We start from the raw sequence: 17,030 nt of genomic DNA on the forward strand, positions 1-17,030 counted from the left end.
CCCGCGTGCGGCACGGTCGCGGGTGGGTGACGCCCCGACCGCCGCTCGTACGCGAGGCCACCGGGGCGTCGTACCCGTGCCGTTCCCGGTCAGCGGTTCCTTCGTACCGCGCCGGCGAGGATCCAGCCCTCCACCGCCTCGTACTGGCGGCGTTGTTCCTCCGACTTGCGGCGGCCGGAGGCCATCGTGCCCAGCCAGCCGCAGGCGAAGCCCAGGGGTATGGAGAGCAGGCCCGTGGTGGTGAACGGGAACCAGTTGAAGTCGGCGTCGGGGAAGGCCGAGACGGGTGAGCCGGAGACCAGGTTGGTGCCCGGCATCAGCAGCAGGACGGCCAGTGAGCCGCCGATGAGGGTGCTGAGCAGGCCCGTCCGGGTGTAGCGGCGCCAGAAGAGGCTGTAGACCAGCGCGGGCGCGATGGCCGAGGCGCCCAGGCAGAAGGAGAGCGTCACCAGGGGCTGCAGGCTGCGGTGCTGGACGAGCGTGGCCAGCAGGATCGCCGGGATGCCCACCGCCAGCGCCGAGAGCCGGGCCAGTGTCATCTCGCGGCGCGGTGACATCTCCGACACCCGGGCCGCGAACACGTCGTGTGCGAGGGAGTTGGCGCAGGCGAGGATCATGCCGGCGACGGAGGCGAGCAGCGTGAGGAAGACGGCCGTGGTGACGGTCGTGAACAGGAACGTCTCCGCCGTCGACACCTCCGCGCCGAACGCCGCCTGCGAACCCAGCAGATAGGCCGTGTTGCCCTGCGGGTCGACCTGCGCGATCGCCGCACGCCCGACCAGCGCGGTCGCGCCGAAGCCGATGACCGTGATGACGAGCACGAACAGGGCCACGCCCGACACCGCCCAGGACATCGAACGCCGCACCTGCCGGGCACTGGAGGCGGTGTACATGCGCATGGTGACGTGCGGCAGGACGCCACCGCCGAGGACCACCGTCAGTTGCGAGGTGATCATGTCCAGGCCGGGGCTGGTGCCGCCCGCGAACTGCAGGCCGGACGAGAGGAACGCCGAGCCCACGCCGCTGTTGTCGGCGGCCGCGCCGAACAGGGCCCCCGGGTCCCAGTCGAACCGGTTCAGGATCAGCAGCGCGACCACCATGCCCGAACCGAGCAGCATCACGATCTTCAGGATCTGGATGAGGGCGGTGCCCTTCATTCCGCCGATCGCCGCGTAACTGATCATCAGCGCGCCCACGCCGATGATGCAGCCCGTCTGCATCGACTCGCCGGAGAAGCCGAGGATGAACGCCATCAGCTGCCCGGTCCCGGCCAGCTGCACCAGCATCAGCGGCAGCAGCGCCGCCAGCGTCACCGCGCAGGCCGCGATCCGCACACCGCGTCCCGGCATACGGCGGGTCAGCGCGTCGCCCATGGTGAACCGGCCCGCGTTGCGCAGCGGTTCCGCCAGCAGGAACATCAGCAGCATCAGCGACAGGGCCGTGCTCAGGGCCAGTACGGTGCCGTCGTAGCCGAAGAGGGCGATCACGCCGCCGGTGCCGAGGACGGTCGCGGCGGAGATGTAGTCGCCGGCGATCGCCAGGCCGTTGCGCATGGGGGACAGGGAGCTGTAGCCGGTGTAGAACTCGTCCAGGTCGTCCCGGTCCGGGCCCGTCATCACGCACAGAAGCAGGGTGATCGTGGCCACCGAGGTGAAGCCCACCAGGGACATCGCCTGGGCGTTGCCGCTGAACTCGCTGATCACCGTGCACTCTCCCGCTTGGCGTCCAGCTCGGCCTGCTTGCGTATCCGGTCCGCGATCGGGTCGACGCGACGCCGGGCCGTCTGCTCGTACAGGGCGATGGCCAGCCATGTCACGGGGACCTGGATGAGCGCGAGCAGCAGGCCGGTGGGCAGGCCGTCGGTGACGGTGCTCGTCATGAACGACGGTGCGAACGCCGACAGGATCAGGAACAGGGTGAAGTAGCCGAGCGCCGTGAGCGTGGCCACGCGCCGCTGCCAGCGGTAGGCGCTGCGCAGGACCCGCAGGTCGCTGTGGTGCCCGAGCGCGGTGTGGCGTTGGGGGCGCCGCTCCGGCGGTTCGGGCTGCTGCTGCGGCTGCCAGGGGTAGGTGTCGTAGGAGGGCGAGGAATCGGGTGGGGGATAGGGGTGGGACGGCGGCGGGTCGAAAGACATCCCGGTGCTCCTTGCGAGGGTTGGATCCGGTGCGGCGGGCCGCAGGGAGGTGGGGGGCGGGCGGCCACGCACGTTACTTCGGAGTACCGGGGCTGCGCGAGGGTTTGGCCAAACTGATTGGTCGGTATGCGCTTACCTTTTTGACCTTGGGTGTTACCTCCGTTAACTCAGGTTCTCGGGTGCCCTCGGCGGGCTACTTGAGATGGATCAGCGCCACGGACGCCGGCACCTCGGAGTGATCGTCGAGCGTCGCGCCGAACGCCAGCCGCCGGTCGATCCGGCGCGGAACCGAACTCTCCGCGCGGACCGTGAAGTTGACCCCGATCCGGCCTCCGGCCGGGACACGTATGCGGGTCGCCTCCCGGCCCTGTTCCGCCCGCACGATCCACCCGCCGCCCACCGGCCGTGCCGTGACCGTCACCTGGCGTGCGGTGTCGCCGAAGTTGTAGACGTCGACGGTCATCCGCGTACGGCGGCCGAGGCGATAGCCGTGCGGCGGCGGCGCGTCCCCGTCGTCCTTGCCGGGGGCGGCGTCGCGGGCGCCGAAGCGGCTGGTGGGGCCGGTGACGGCGGGCCGGGCCGGCAGACGCGCGAACCGGCCTGTCACGCCGTCCGCCCTTGAAGTCCATGCCACCAGCAGACACGCACCGCCCACCGCCGCGCGTCACCCGCAAGAGTGCCCGGCCCCGGAAACGGGTCGGGGTCGCGCCCTAGGGGCGGTCGGGGGTGGCGCCGAGGTGCCGGAGTACGTAGCGGACTCCCGGGCGGCCGCCCACGGTCGTCTCCTCCACCCGCGTGAAGCCGCTACGGGCCAGGACGGTCATGGAGGCCGGGTTGTCCAGCGTCGTGACCGCGGTGAGGGACGTCAGTCCGTAGTCGGTGGCGGCCAGGCGGCAGACCTGCGCGACGGCCGCCGTCGCCACGCCCCGGCCCGTCGCCTGTTCGCCGATGCGGTAGCCGAGTTCGGCACTGCCGTCCGCCAGATCCATGAGGTTCACCCGGCCTATCAGGTTCCCCTCCTCCAGGACGACATGGAAGCGGCACACGCGCGCGTGCTGCTCCGCCAGGAGCGCTCGGTGGCGTTCGGCGAACCCCGCCGCCGTGAAGTAGGCGTCCCCGCGGTCCGGCACCGTGCGGGCGAAGTACGCGCGGTTCTCCCGCTCGAAGGCCAGCAGCGCGTCCGCGTGATCGGCGCGTAGTGGTTCCAAGGTCAGCATGGGCGGGAGGATACGGACGCTCAGTCCTTGAGCACCGGGAATTTCCGGGGCGCGAGGAACAGCAGCACCAGGAACGCCAGTGCCGCCGCGCACGAGGCGCCCAGGTAGACCGCGTGCACCGCGTCCGCGATCGCCCGCCGGGTCGCCTCGGGCGCGCTGCCCGAGTCCAGTGCCCGGGTCACCGAGTCGAGGTCGCTCGCCCCGCCGAGCCTGGCGGCCAGCACCCCGTTGGCGACCGCGCCGAAGAGAGCCGCGCCGATCGTCTGGCCGGTCTGGCGGCAGAAGAGCACGGACGCGGTCGTCGTACCGCGCTCCGCCCAGCCCACCGTCGACTGCACCCCGACGATGAGTGGCAACTGGAACAGGCCCAGCGCGGCGCCGAGCAGCAGCATCAGCAGCGTCGGCTGCCAAGCCTGCCCCGGGTAGGGCAGGAAGGGGAACGCGAACAGGATCAGCGCGGCGGCGCCGATGCCCAGCATCGCGGTGTTGCGGAAGCCGATCCTGCGGTACACGTGCTGGCTCAGCGCCGCCGATATGGGCCAGCTCAACGTCCATACGGAGAGCACGAATCCGGCGGCCACGGGCGCCAGACCCAGCACGCCCTGGGCGTAGGTGGGCAGGAACACCGTCGGCGCCACCATCAGCAGGCCCAGCGCGCCCAGGGCCAGATTGACCGCGGCGATCGTGCGGCGCCGCCACACCCAGCCCGGGATGATCGGCTCCGCCGCCCGCCGCTCCACCAGCACCACCACCGCGACCAGGGCGAGTCCCGTACCGAACAGGGCGAGCGAGGGCGCCGACAGCCAAGGCCAGGCCACTCCGCCCTGCACCAGGGCCGCGAGCAGGACACCGCCGCAGGCGAACACCGCGAGCGCGCCCGCCCAGTCCACGCGCGCTTGCGCACGGGTTTCCCGCTCGGGCTCGTGCAGATGACGCACGATCAGCCACAACGCGACCGCGCCGATCGGCAGGTTGACGAGGAAGATCCACCGCCAGTCCGCGTACGCGGCGAGCACTCCGCCGAGCCCCGGCCCGGCGACCGCGGACACCGCCCACACCGTGGAGAACTTGGACTGGATCTTGGGGCGGTCCTTCAGCGGGTACAGGTCGGCGGCGAGCGTCTGCACCGTGCCCTGCAGCGCGCCGCCGCCCAGGCCCTGCACGACGCGGAAGGCGATGAGTGCCTCCATGTTCCAGGCCAGCGCGCACAGCAGGGAGCCGAGGAGGAAGACCACCGAGCCCACGACGAGGACCGGTTTGCGGCCGAAGGTGTCGGAGAGCTTGCCGTAGACGGGCAGGGTGACGGTCACGGCCAGCAGGTAGCCGGAGAACAGCCAGGAGAAGACGGAGAATCCGCCGAGGTCCCCGACGATCTGCGGCACGGCGGTCGAGACGATGGTGGAGTCGAGCGCCGCCAGCGCCATCGAGAGCATCAGCGCGGCGACGACGGCTCCGCGCCGGCCGGTCGTCGCGGGAGGCGCTGCCTCACGTGCCGCGGAACTGGTGCTGCCCACCCCGGGTGCCTCTTCCTCAAGTCTGCCTGCCCCTTGCACCTACCTGCCGTCCGACAGCTTCCCACTTGGCCCGCCCGTCGCCCGACCGCCACCCCTCAACGACGCGCTTCGCGCGACCCCAGTCTGATTCAAGTCGCGGGAGGGTGGAGCCTGAATGGGCCGTGGGGTGGAGTCGACCCTGAGACGGACTCCACCCTTCGGTGGACTGCCCCTAGGGGTACCTCCGTACTACGACCTGGGGAGGGTTCGTACCGGCGGAGGACGAGACGCGCGGGGGTCCGTCCTTAACCTGGCTTTACGCCGTCGGGGGGCGGTGTTCCACACCGGCGGGGTGGGGTTTTCCACAGGAGGAAGACGGCGCTCAACACCAGGGCGCGGGACCCCTTCCCACCGAAAGACTTGAGACACATCACCTTCTGCTGATCGACATTGCTGACCGACATAGGAGACATACCGTGACATCGGCTGTAACCATTCCCAGGCACGGGGGTACTGGCGGGCGTACGGCCGTTGCCGCGAGGGCGCGGCAGGTCGTGAAGGCGTACGGATCCGGTGAGACCCGAGTCGTCGCCCTCGACCACGTCGACGTGGACATCGCACGCGGCCAGTTCACCGCGATCATGGGCCCCTCGGGGTCCGGCAAGTCCACGCTCATGCACTGCCTCGCCGGGCTCGACACCGTCTCCGACGGGCAGATCTACCTCGACGAGACCGAGATCACCGGTCTGAAGGACAAGAAGCTCACGCAACTGCGCCGGGACCGGATCGGGTTCATCTTCCAGGCGTTCAACCTGCTGCCGACGCTCAACGCGATAGAGAACATCACGCTGCCCATGGACATCGCCGGCCGCAAGCCGGACAAGGAGTGGCTCGGGCGGGTCGTGGAGACCGTCGGGCTCTCGGATCGTCTCAAGCACCGGCCCACCCAGCTCTCCGGCGGCCAGCAGCAGCGCGTCGCCGTGGCGCGGGCGCTGGCGGCCCGGCCAGAGATCATCTTCGGGGACGAGCCGACCGGAAACCTCGACTCGCGCGCCGGCGCCGAGGTGCTCGGCTTCCTGCGCCGCTCCGTCGACGAACTGGGCCAGACCATCGTGATGGTCACCCACGACCCCGTCGCCGCCAGTTACGCGGACCGCGTGCTGTACCTCGCCGACGGCCGGATCGTCGACGAGATGTACAAGCCGACCGCGGACGCCGTCCTCGACCGCATGAAGGACTTCGACGCCCGGGGGCGCACGTCATGACCGTCATGAAGACCTCGATGCGCAACTTCCTCGCGCACAAGGGCCGCATGGCGCTGTCGGCGATCGCCGTCCTGCTGTCGGTGGCCTTCGTCTGCGGGACGCTCGTCTTCACGGACACCATGTCCACCACGTTCGACAAGCTCTTCGCGGCCACCTCCTCGGACGTGACGGTGAGCCCCAAGGGCGCCTCCGGCAGCGGTGAGACGACCGCCGACAACGGCAAGCCGCCGGTCATGCCCGCCTCCGTGCTCGCCGAGGTCCGCAAGGCCGACGGCGTGAAGTCCGCCGAGGGCACGGTGTTCTCCACCTCGGTGACCGTCGTCGACGCCGACAAGGACAACCTGTCGCCCTCCAGCGGCGCCCCGACCATCGTCGGCGGCTGGAACAGCAACGAAGCCCGCACCATGAAGATCACCTCCGGTGCGGCACCCGAGAGCTCCGACCAGATCATGGTCGACGCCGACACCGCCGACAAGCACGGCCTGAAGCTCGGTGACCCGATCGGCGTGATCAGCGCGACGGGCACCCACACCGCGAAGATCTCCGGCATCGCCGACTTCACCGTCACCAATCCCGGTGCCGCGATCTTCTACCTCGACACCAAGACCGCCCAGCAGACCCTGATCGGCGAGAGCGGCGTCTACACCAACGTCAACGTCACCGCGGCCGCCGGCGTCAGCGACGCGCAGCTGAAGAAGAACGTCGCGGCCGCGCTCGGCGGCGACTTCCAGGTGAAGACCGCCAAGGAGACCGCCGACGCCAACCAGAAGGACGTCGCGGGCTTCATGAACGTCATGAAGTACGCGATGCTCGGCTTCGCCGGGATCGCCTTCCTCGTGGGCATCTTCCTGATCATCAACACCTTCTCCATGCTGGTGGCCCAGCGCACCAGGGAGATCGGCCTGATGCGGGCGATCGGCTCCTCCCGCAAGCAGGTCAACCGCTCCGTGCTGGCCGAGGCGCTGCTGCTCGGTCTCGTCGGCTCGGTGCTCGGCGTGGCAGCGGGCGTCGGCCTCGCGATCGGCCTGATGAAGCTCATGGGCCAGATGGGCATGGAGCTGTCCACCGACGACCTGACGGTGGCCTGGACGACCCCGGTGGTCGGCCTGGTCCTCGGCGTGATCGTCACCGTCCTGGCCGCCTACCTGCCGGCCCGGCGCGCCGGCAAGATCTCCCCGATGGCCGCGCTGCGCGACGCGGGCGCCCCCGCGGACGCCAAGGCCGGCTGGATCCGCGCCGCGATCGGCACCGTCCTCACCGGCGGCGGCGCCGTCGGCCTGTATCTGGCGACGGCGGCCGACCAGGCCAAGGAGGGCTCGCTGTGGCTCGGCCTCGGCGTGGTGCTGTCGCTGATCGGCTTCGTCGTCATCGGCCCGCTGCTCGCCGGCGGTGTGGTCCGTGTCCTCGGCGCCGTCCTGCTGCGCATGTTCGGCCCCGTGGGCCGCATGGCCGAGCGCAACGCCCTGCGCAACCCGCGCCGCACCGGCGCGACGGGCGCCGCGCTGATGATCGGCCTCGCCCTGGTGGCGTGCCTGTCCGTGGTCGGATCCTCCATGGTGGCGTCCGCCACCGACCAGCTCGACAAGACCGTCGGCACGGACTTCATCATCCAGTCCGACAGCGGCCAGCTGATCACCTCGCAGGCGGTCAAGGCCGCGAAGTCCGCGTCGGACGTGGAGCGGGTCACCGAGTACAAGTGGACCCAGGCCGACTTCACCACCCCCGACGGCAAGACGCTCAAGGACACGGCGATCACGGCCGCCGACCCCTCGTACGCGACCGACCTGCGCACCGAGACGGTCGCCGGCAAGCTCCCCGACGCCTACAAGCCCGACTCGATGTCCGTCCACGAGAAGTTCGCCAAGGACCACGGCATCAGCCTCGGCTCCAAGGTCTCCGTGGCCTTCAAGGACGGCCGTACGGCCGACCTGACGGTCCGGGCGATCACCAGCAGTGACGTCGTGATCGACGCGGGCGCGATGTACACGTCCATCTCGACGATGGCCAAGTACGTCCCGGCCGACAAGATGCCGCTGGACTCGCTGCTCTTCGTCAGCGCCAAGGACGGGCAGCAGGACGCCGCCTACACCTCCCTGAAGTCGGCCATGCACGACTACCCGCAGTACACCGTGCGCGACCAGACCGACTACAAGGAAGCCCTGAAGGACCAGATCGGCCAGCTGCTCAACATGATCTACGGCCTGCTGGCCCTGGCGATCATCGTCGCCATCCTGGGTGTCGTGAACACCCTGGCCCTGTCGGTGGTGGAGCGCACCAGGGAGATCGGCCTGATGCGGGCGATCGGCCTGTCCCGCCGCCAGCTGCGCCGCATGATCCGCATGGAGTCCGTCGTCATCGCCCTCTTCGGCGCCCTCCTGGGCCTCGGCCTTGGCATGGGCTGGGGCGCCACCGCGCAGCAGCTGCTCGCGCTGGAGGGCCTGATGGTCCTGGAGATCCCCTGGCCGACGATCATCGGCGTCTTCGTCAGCTCGGCGTTCGTGGGCCTGTTCGCGGCACTGATCCCGGCGTTCCGGGCGGGCCGGATGAACGTCCTGAACGCGATCGCGACGGAGTAGCGGAAGCAGTCATCACCGAGAACCACCGCATACGGGGGTTGCGGGGGACCGGCGCCGGGGAGTCCAGGACTCCCCGGCGCCGGGTGCTGTGCGGACCCGCGAGGCCGGCTCCTGCGAGCCCGGCTTCCTGGCCGACCGCTTCGGGCGGCGGGTGGGCACAGGGACGGGGGTCCAGAGGGCGAAGCCCCCTGGCGGGCCAGGACAGGACGCCGAGCACCTCACACCCGAGGCGTTATCCACAGCCCCCGGCGCCCGGCCGCGCAGCGTCGTAGGCTGGAGACCCCCGGCCCGCTGCGCGCGTCGGGCCCGTCGTGTTGTCCACCCTGGACGGAAAAAGCCCGAATGAGCCGGACGGAAAAGCCCGAATGAGCCTGCACGGTCTGCTCGACGCCGTAGTCACAGACGCCGCCCTCGCGGAAGCGGTCAGCGCCGCCGCAGACGGCAACCGCATGCACGTCGACCTGGTCGGCCCCCCTGCGGCCCGCCCCTTCGCGGTCGCCGCCCTGGCCCGGGACACGGGCCGCCCGGTGCTGGCGGTGACGGCGACGGGCCGCGAGGCGGAGGACCTGGCCGCGGCCCTGCGCTCCCTCCTCCCGCCGGCGGGAGTGGTGGAGTACCCCTCCTGGGAGACCCTCCCGCACGAGCGGCTCAGCCCCCGCAGTGACACCGTCGGCCGCCGCCTGGCCGTGCTGCGCCGTCTGGCCCACCCCCGCCCCGACGACCCCGAGACCGGCCCGGTCTCCGTCGTCGTGGCGCCCGTCCGCTCCGTGCTCCAGCCGCAGGTCAAGGGCCTCGGCGACCTGGAGCCGGTCTCCCTGAGCCCGGGGCAGAGCGTCGACCTCGAGGAGATCGTCGAGGCCCTCGCGGCCGCCGCGTACGCGCGCGTGGAGCTGGTCGAGAAGCGCGGCGAGTTCGCCGTGCGCGGCGGCATCCTCGATGTGTTCCCGCCCACCGAGGAACACCCCCTGCGCATCGAGTTCTGGGGCGACGACGTAGAGGAGATCCGCTACTTCAAGGTCGCCGACCAGCGCTCCCTCGAAGTCGCCGAGCACGGCCTGTGGGCGCCGCCGTGCCGCGAACTGCTGCTCACCGAGGACGTCCGCGCGCGGGCGCGTGCCCTGGCCGAACGGCACCCCGAGCTCGGTGAACTGCTCGGCAAGATCGCCGAGGGGATCGCGGTCGAGGGCATGGAGTCCCTCGCTCCGGTCCTGGTCGACGACATGGAGCTGCTGCTCGACGTGCTGCCCAAGGGCGCCATGGCCGTCGTCTGTGACCCGGAGCGGGTCCGCACGCGCGCGTCGGACCTGGTGGCCACCTCGCAGGAGTTCCTGCAGGCCTCCTGGGCGGCCACCGCCGGTGGCGGCGAGGCGCCCATCGACGTCGGCGCGGCCTCCCTGTGGTCCATCGCCGACGTCCGGGACCGGGCCCGCGAGCTGGACATGATGTGGTGGTCGGTGTCGCCGTTCGCCGCGGACGAGGAGCTCGACAAAGACACCCTCAAGCTCGGCATGCACGCCCCGGAGACCTACCGGGGCGACACTGCCAAGGCCCTCGCCGACACCAAGGGCTGGCTCGCCGACGGCTGGCGCACGGTGTTCGTCACCGAGGGGCACGGACCGGCGGCCCGTACGGTCGAGGTGCTGGGCGGCGAGGGCATCGCGGCCCGCCTCGACGCCGACCTCGCCGAGATCTCCCCGTCCCTGGTGCATGTGGCGTGCGGCTCGATCGAGCACGGCTTCGTCGACCCGGCCCTCGGCCTCGCGGTGCTCACCGAGACCGACCTGACCGGCCAGCGGGCCGCGGGCCGCGACGGCGCCCGGATGCCGGCCCGCCGCCGCAAGACCATCGACCCGCTCACCCTGGAGCCGGGCGACTACATCGTCCACGAGCAGCACGGCGTGGGCCGTTACATCGAGATGGTGCAGCGCACCGTGCAGGGCGCGACCCGCGAGTACCTGGTCGTCGAGTACGCGCCCGCCAAGCGCGGCCAGCCCGGCGACCGCCTCTACATCCCCACCGACCAGCTGGAGCAGATCACCAAGTACGTCGGCGGCGAGGCGCCCACCCTGCACCGCCTGGGCGGCGCCGACTGGACGAAGACGAAGGCCCGCGCGAAGAAGGCCGTCAAGGAGATCGCCGCCGACCTCATCAAGCTCTACAGCGCGCGCATGGCGGCCCCCGGGCACGCCTTCGGGACGGACACCCCCTGGCAGCGCGAGCTGGAGGACGCCTTCCCCTACGCGGAGACGCCCGACCAGCTCACCACCATCGCCGAGGTCAAGGACGACATGGAGAAGACGGTCCCGATGGACCGGCTGATCTGCGGCGACGTGGGCTACGGCAAGACCGAGATCGCGGTCCGGGCCGCCTTCAAGGCCGTCCAGGACGGCAAGCAGGTGGCCGTCCTGGTGCCCACGACCCTGCTGGTGCAGCAGCACTTCGGGACGTTCAGCGAGCGGTACGCGCAGTTCCCGGTCAGCGTGAAGGCGCTCTCCCGCTTCCAGACCGACACCGAGGCCAAGGCGGTCCTGGAGGGCCTGCGCGAGGGCTCGGTGGACATCGTCATCGGCACGCACCGGCTGTTCTCGTCGGAGACGAAGTTCAAGGACCTGGGCCTGGTCATCGTCGACGAGGAGCAGCGCTTCGGCGTGGAGCACAAGGAGCAGCTGAAGAAGCTCCGGGCGAACGTCGACGTCCTGACGATGTCCGCGACCCCGATCCCCAGGACCCTGGAGATGGCGGTCACGGGCATCCGGGAGATGTCGACGATCACCACCCCGCCGGAGGAGCGGCACCCGGTGCTGACCTTCGTGGGCCCCTACGAGGAGCGGCAGATCGGCGCCGCCATCCGCCGTGAACTGCTGCGCGAGGGCCAGGTCTTCTACATCCACAACCGGGTCGAGTCGATCGACCGCGCCGCGGCCCGGCTGCGCGAGATCGTCCCCGAGGCGCGCATCGCCACCGCCCACGGCCAGATGTCGGAGGGGGCACTGGAGCAGGTCGTCGTCGACTTCTGGGAGAAGAAGTTCGACGTGCTCGTCTCCACGACCATCGTCGAATCCGGCATCGACATCTCCAACGCGAACACGCTCATCGTGGAGCGCGGCGACAACTTCGGGCTCTCGCAGCTGCACCAGCTGCGCGGCCGGGTGGGCCGAGGCCGCGAGCGCGGATACGCCTACTTCCTCTACCCGCCGGAGAAGCCGCTGACCGAGACCGCGCACGAGCGGCTCGCGACCATCGCGCAGCACACGGAGATGGGCGCCGGCATGTACGTGGCGATGAAGGACCTGGAGATCCGCGGCGCGGGCAACCTCCTCGGCGGCGAGCAGTCCGGACACATCGCGGGCGTCGGATTCGACCTCTACGTACGGATGGTGGGCGAGGCCGTCGCGGACTACCGGCGCCAGCTGGAGACCGGTGAGATCGAGGAGGAGCCGCCGCTCGAGGTCAAGATCGAGCTGCCCGTCGACGCGCACGTCCCGCACGACTACGCGCCGGGCGAGCGGCTCCGTCTCCAGGCATACCGCGCCATCGCCTCCGCCAACACGGAGGAGGACGTCAAGGCCGTCCGCGAGGAACTCGTCGACCGCTACGGCAAGCTGCCCGAACCGGTGGAGAACCTGCTGCTCGTCTCCGGTCTGCGGATGCTCGCGCGCGCGTGCGGGGTCGGCGAGATCGTGCTCCAGGGCACCAACATCCGCTTCGCCCCCGTGGAGTTGCGCGAATCGCAGGAACTGCGGCTCAAGCGGCTGTATCCCGGGACGGTCATCAAGCCGGCGGTGCACCAGGTGCTGGTGCCGCGCCCGAAGACCGCGAAGGTCGGCGGGAAGCCGCTGGTCGGGCGGGAGTTGCTGGCGTGGGTCGGGGAGTTCCTGACGTCGGTGCTGGGGTCCTGACGCCCCGCGTGTGAAGGACCGCCGCCAGCCGGTCGCGCACCGCGGCCTGCGCGGCGATCCGCGCGTCCAGTACGGCGAGGCGCTCGGCGGCGGTCCGCACGGCCCGGTCGGAGGCGGGTCCGGCCATGACATCACCGTCCAGGCACGGCAGGAACACCCGTATGTCGTCGAGCGTCAGCCCCACGTCGAGCAGCTGCCGGATGTTGCGGACGCGGACCACCACCGCGGCGGCGTCGTACAGGCGGTAGCCGTTCGCGGCCCGTTCGGAGGTGATGAGGCCCGCCTGCTCGTAGTGGCGCAGGGCGCGCGGGCTCGTGCCGGTCGCCTCGGCGAGTTCGCCGATCCGGGTACGGGGTTCCGCCCCGCGCGTCGGTCTCATGGTGCGTGTCAGTCTCATGTGACGAGCGCGCCGCCGTCCACCGGAAGCACCACGCCGGTGATGAACGAGGCCTGCGGCGAGGCCAGTCGGGCGATCGCCCACGCCACCTCCGCGGGGCGGCCGACCCGGCCGAGCGGTGTGTGGGCGAGCTGCCACGCGCGGATCGCGGCGCGCTGCTCGGGGGTGTGGCCGGTGTGCTCGCCGATCGGTGTGTCGATAGCGCCCGGGGCCACGGCGGCGACCCGGATCCCCAGCGGGGCGAGCTCCACCGCCCAGCTGCGCGTGAGCACCTCAAGGGCCGCCTTTCCGGCCGCGTACAGGGAGTTGCCGGGCCAGCCGCGCTGTCCCACCGCCGTCGTCACGTTCACGATCACCCCCCTGCTCTCCTCCAGCGCCGGGAGCGCGGCCTGGGTGAGCAGGACGGGGGCGAGCAGGTTCGTCGCGAGCTGGGGCTCGACGGCGTCGCGTGTGTACGTACGCAGGGACTGCGCGTTGACGATGCCCGCGTTGTTCACCAGCACATCGAGACGGCCGTGCCGGTCGAGCGCCGCACGGACGATGGTCTCCGGGCCGTCCTCGGCCGTGATGTCGGCGGCGAGCGGGCTGATGCGGGACGGGTCGTGGGCGGCGGTCTCGGCCAGGGGCGCCTCGCGGCGGCCCACCGCCACGACGTGCGCGCCCTCGTCGGCGAACGCGTGGGCGGTGGCGCGGCCTATGCCGGTGCCGGCGCCGGTGACGAGCACGGTTCGCGAGGTCTTCGGATGGGGGGATGCCATGCGGGGATCGTCCGACCCTGACGCCGGTGTCAAGGTCAAGCGCCGTGTGGAGAACCGCCCTCAGGGCATCGGGTCGATCGGGACGTCGGAAGCCGCCCGCGGGAGGCGCGTACGCCTCGCCCCGGACGGCCTCTGATGCAGGAAGTGCATTTCTGACGCAGAAGGCTTCTATTGCTGGTCGGGCCGGTCGCGGTCCCGGTCCATGCCGAGAGAGCCTTCCACCCGCTGCTGCCCGGAGTCGACCTGGTCCTCGTACTTGCCGCCGGTCCTCTCGTTGGCCTTCTGTTCCGCGGTGTCCGAGCCTTGCTTGCCCTTGTGCCGCGCCTGGCTCTTGAACTTGTCGAAGATGCCCATGCAGAACTCCTTCAGGAGGTGACTCAGAACCGACGATACGCGCGACATGTGAGTAATGCCCCCTTTAGGCCCGATGTGGTCTGGACCTCTCCCTCGCTACCGTGGGACCAGGTGCAGGCAAGCAGGGGAGGGGTGCACGGTGACGCGTCTGAGGGGCGGGGCGGCACTGGCTGTCGCGATGGTGTTCGCCGGTTCGGCGCTGGTCGGCTGCGAGGGCCTGGCCCCGCCCGCGGACGGCGGCGGACCCTCCGGTTCCGGAGCCCCGGCTGCCGGTGACGGCCGGGGTGACGGCCGGGCGGTGAACCCGCTGGACAACCCGGACGGCACGAAGCCGGGGCTCGCGGCGATCACCTCCACCACGGACCGGGCGAAGGCACGCGCCTTGATCGAGAAGGTGGGGACGAAGGGGCGCGGCCCCAGGACGGGATACGAACGGGACAAGTTCGGCTACGCCTGGATGGACTCGGCGCCGCGCGACGTTCCCTTCTCGCACAACGGCTGCGACTCGCGGAACGATCTCCTGAAGCGCGACGGGGAGGATCTCCGTTTCCGCTCGGGCTCGGACTGCGTCGTCATGGCACTGACGCTGAACGACCCGTACACCGGGAAGGTCATCGAGTGGACCAAGTCCCGCGCGATCGCGGTCCAGATCGACCACGTCATGCCGCTGTCGTACGACTGGCAGATGGGCGCCGCGCGCTGGACGAAGGACAAGCGGGAGTCCATCGCCAACGACCCGCTCAATCTCGTCCCGGTGGACGGCCCGGCCAACAGCGCGAAGGGCGACTCCGGCCCGGCGTCCTGGCTGCCACCGAACAAGCGGATCCGCTGTTCCTACTCGGTGCGCTTCGCCCAGGTGTCCCTGAAGTACGACCTGCCCGTGACGGCCGCCGACAAGGAGATGATGCTGCGGCAGTGCGGGGGGTGAAGGGGTTAGCGTCCTTCGTCATGACGGCCGATTCGCTCGACGCCATGCGGGCCGAACTCCGGGGCATGGCGGAGCCGGGGGTCAGAGTGCAGCAACTGCGGGTGCTCCGTCCCCCGGAGGACGACGAACTGCTCGGCGTGCGCGTGCCCGTGCTGCGCCGGCTGGCCCGGGCGTACCGGGACCTGGCGCTCGACGACGTGGACGTGCTGCTGGACAGCCGCGTCCACGAGGAGCGGCTCGCCGGACTCCTCGTCCTGGCCGAGCGGATGCGGAAGGCGCGCGGGGCCGAGCGTGCGGAGCTGGTCGACTTCTATCTGGCGCACACCGGCGGCGTGGACAACTGGGACCTGGTGGACGCTTCCGCGCATGTCGTGCTCGGGCCCTGGCTGGTGGACGGACCGGCGGACGCCCCGGAGATCCTGGACCGGCTGGCCGCCTCGGCGTGGCTGTGGGACCGCAGGATCGCCGTGGTCGCGACGCTGGCGTTGATCCGCGAGGGGCGCTTCGAGCCGACGCTCCGCCTGGTGCGCGCCTTGTGCCGGGATCCGGAACCGCTGATCCACAAGGCGCTCGGCTGGATGCTGCGCGAGATCGGCCGCCGGGACGCGCCCCTGGTGGTGGCGTTCCTCGAACGCCACCAGACCGAACTGCCGCGCATCACCGTGCGCTGTGCGACCGAGCTGCTCCCGGCGGACGAGCGGGCGCGATTCGTACGTACGCGATAGTGCGCACGCGACGGTGCGCACGCGACGGTGCGCACGCGATAGCGCACATGCGACGGTGCGCACGCGAAACGGGGGGAGCGAAGAATTGCCGACCGGACTCATAGCCCTGGCCCTCGGCGGCTTCGGCATCGGACTCACCGAGTTCCTGATCGCCGGCCTGCTGCCGCAGGTGGCATCGAGTTTCGAGGTGTCCGAGGCGGCCGCCGGGTGGCTGATCTCCGGGTACGCCTTGAGTGTCGCGGTCGGAGCGATCGCGCTGACCGCCGCGACGGCACGGCTGCCCCGAAAGCCCGTCCTGGTCGGCCTGGTCGCGCTGTTCGTCATCGGCAACCTGCTCTCCGCCATCGCGCCGAACTATCCCGTGATGCTGCTCGGACGGATCGTGGCGGCGCTGTGCCACGGCTCGTTCTTCGGGATCGGCTCGCTGGTCGCGCGGAGCCTGGTCGCGCCGGAGAAGAAGTCCCGGGCCGTGGCGGTCATGTTCGCCGGGCTGACGGTCGCCAACGTGCTGGGCGTGCCGTTCGGCGCGCTCGTCGGTGAACGCTGGGGATGGCGGGCGGCGTTCTGGGCGGTCACCGCGATCGGCGTGCTCGCGCTGGCGGGAATCGCCGCACTCGTCCCCGGCCGGGCGGGGGAGCAGCGCTCGAGACCGCCCAGCGGCCTGCGGGACCAGCTCAGGGCCTTCCGGTCCTCGCAGGTCTGGCTGACCCTGGCGGCCACCGCGCTGAGCTACGGCGGCATGTTCGGCGCGTTCAGCTACATCGCGTACACGTTCACCGAGGTCAGCGGCTTCGCCCCGGCGGATGTCGCCTGGCTGCTGATGGTGTATGGCGTCGGGCTGGTCGTCGGAAACCTGGTCGGCGGGCGCGCGGCCGACCGCGACCGGGACCGCGCCCTGGTCCTGGCCCTGCTCGGACTCACCCTCACCCTGGCCCTGTTCGGACTGCTCGCCCACAGCGCCGCCGCGTCCGTCGTCCTGGTGTTCCTGATGGGGGTGACCGGCTTCGCCAGTGTGCCCGGCATGATCACCCGCGTCACCGACGTCGCCCACGGGGCGGCACTGGCCGCCAGTGCCAACGTGTCCGCGTCCAACGTCGGCAACGCCTTCGGCGCCTGGCTCGGCGGCCTGGCCATCTCCGCGGGCCTCGGCTACACCGCACCGCTCTGGGCCGGCGCCGGGATCGCCCTGACCTCTGTCCTCGTCATGGTGGTCGCCGCCCGCCGGGCCAGGGCGTCCCAGCCGTCGGACCGGGTCCCCACCTGGTAATTCGATACCGGGTGTGT

Annotated in this window: 13 protein-coding genes and 1 pseudogene; 6 read left to right on the forward strand and 8 right to left on the reverse strand. The window is 71.0% G+C overall.

Annotated elements, in window-relative coordinates; genetic code table 11:
* Positions 1-89: 89 nt before the first annotated feature.
* The 5 genes from ACZ58V_RS31250 to ACZ58V_RS31270 all read right to left on the reverse strand — a co-directional run bounded on the left by ACZ58V_RS31250 (position 90) and on the right by ACZ58V_RS31270 (position 4,865).
* The gene (locus ACZ58V_RS31250) at positions 90-1,703 is read right to left on the reverse strand and encodes a sodium/solute symporter (protein WP_471294164.1); all 1,614 of its coding nucleotides are present in this window, start codon (positions 1,701-1,703) and stop codon (positions 90-92) included.
* Positions 1,700-2,134, reverse strand: a complete 435-nt coding sequence (locus ACZ58V_RS31255; RefSeq protein WP_471294167.1) for a DUF485 domain-containing protein — start codon at positions 2,132-2,134, stop codon at positions 1,700-1,702. Before ACZ58V_RS31255 ends, ACZ58V_RS31250 begins: the two co-directional genes overlap by 4 nt.
* A 193-nt stretch (positions 2,135-2,327) precedes the next feature.
* Positions 2,328-2,741, reverse strand: coding sequence for a hypothetical protein (locus tag ACZ58V_RS31260; protein ID WP_471294169.1), 414 nt, complete (start codon positions 2,739-2,741; stop codon positions 2,328-2,330).
* Positions 2,742-2,844: 103 nt separating this feature from the next.
* Positions 2,845-3,351, reverse strand: a complete 507-nt coding sequence (locus tag ACZ58V_RS31265) for a GNAT family N-acetyltransferase (protein WP_471294171.1) — start codon at positions 3,349-3,351, stop codon at positions 2,845-2,847.
* 20 nt (positions 3,352-3,371) lie between these two features.
* Complete coding sequence (locus ACZ58V_RS31270) at positions 3,372-4,865, reverse strand: MFS transporter (RefSeq protein ID WP_471294174.1); 1,494 nt, start codon at positions 4,863-4,865, stop codon at positions 3,372-3,374.
* 455 nt (positions 4,866-5,320) lie between these two features.
* On the opposite strand from ACZ58V_RS31270, the gene ACZ58V_RS31275 reads away from it, so the two are divergent.
* From ACZ58V_RS31275 to mfd, 3 genes are all read left to right on the forward strand, one after another.
* A complete protein-coding gene (locus ACZ58V_RS31275; protein WP_468197710.1) occupies positions 5,321-6,109 on the forward strand; it encodes an ABC transporter ATP-binding protein in 789 nt (262 codons plus the stop codon).
* The gene (locus tag ACZ58V_RS31280) at positions 6,106-8,685 is read left to right on the forward strand and encodes an ABC transporter permease (protein WP_471294176.1); all 2,580 of its coding nucleotides are present in this window, start codon (positions 6,106-6,108) and stop codon (positions 8,683-8,685) included. The genes ACZ58V_RS31275 and ACZ58V_RS31280 overlap by 4 nt, the downstream gene beginning before the upstream one ends.
* A 365-nt stretch (positions 8,686-9,050) precedes the next feature.
* A complete protein-coding gene (gene mfd / locus ACZ58V_RS31285) occupies positions 9,051-12,584 on the forward strand; it encodes a transcription-repair coupling factor (RefSeq protein ID WP_468197705.1) in 3,534 nt (1,177 codons plus the stop codon).
* Positions 12,585-12,588: 4 nt separating this feature from the next.
* On the opposite strand, the pseudogene ACZ58V_RS31290 reads toward mfd, so the two are convergent.
* The 3 genes and pseudogenes from ACZ58V_RS31290 to ACZ58V_RS31300 form a co-directional block, all read right to left on the reverse strand.
* A pseudogene (locus tag ACZ58V_RS31290) lies at positions 12,589-12,963 on the reverse strand (MerR family transcriptional regulator); the annotation flags it as partial.
* A 14-nt stretch (positions 12,964-12,977) separates the two neighbouring features.
* Positions 12,978-13,739 carry an SDR family NAD(P)-dependent oxidoreductase gene (locus tag ACZ58V_RS31295; RefSeq protein ID WP_468197703.1) on the reverse strand — a complete coding sequence of 254 codons (762 nt, stop codon included), beginning with the start codon at positions 13,737-13,739 and terminating at the stop codon, positions 12,978-12,980.
* Between the two features lie 168 nt (positions 13,740-13,907).
* Complete coding sequence (locus ACZ58V_RS31300; RefSeq protein ID WP_189726778.1) at positions 13,908-14,093, reverse strand: antitoxin; 186 nt, start codon at positions 14,091-14,093, stop codon at positions 13,908-13,910.
* Positions 14,094-14,232: 139 nt separating this feature from the next.
* Here ACZ58V_RS31300 and ACZ58V_RS31305 point away from each other — a divergent pair, with 139 nt between their 5' ends.
* From ACZ58V_RS31305 to ACZ58V_RS31315, 3 genes are all read left to right on the forward strand, one after another.
* Complete coding sequence (locus ACZ58V_RS31305) at positions 14,233-15,021, forward strand: HNH endonuclease family protein (protein ID WP_468197700.1); 789 nt, start codon at positions 14,233-14,235, stop codon at positions 15,019-15,021.
* A gap of 20 nt (positions 15,022-15,041) precedes the next feature.
* Positions 15,042-15,746: a DNA alkylation repair protein gene (locus ACZ58V_RS31310; RefSeq protein WP_471294181.1), complete on the forward strand. Its 705-nt coding sequence runs from the start codon at positions 15,042-15,044 to the stop codon at positions 15,744-15,746.
* A gap of 85 nt (positions 15,747-15,831) precedes the next feature.
* The gene (locus ACZ58V_RS31315) at positions 15,832-17,013 is read left to right on the forward strand and encodes an MFS transporter (protein WP_471294183.1); all 1,182 of its coding nucleotides are present in this window, start codon (positions 15,832-15,834) and stop codon (positions 17,011-17,013) included.
* Positions 17,014-17,030 lie beyond the last annotated feature (17 nt).

This window comes from Streptomyces sp. NPDC040589, assembly GCF_055594445.1.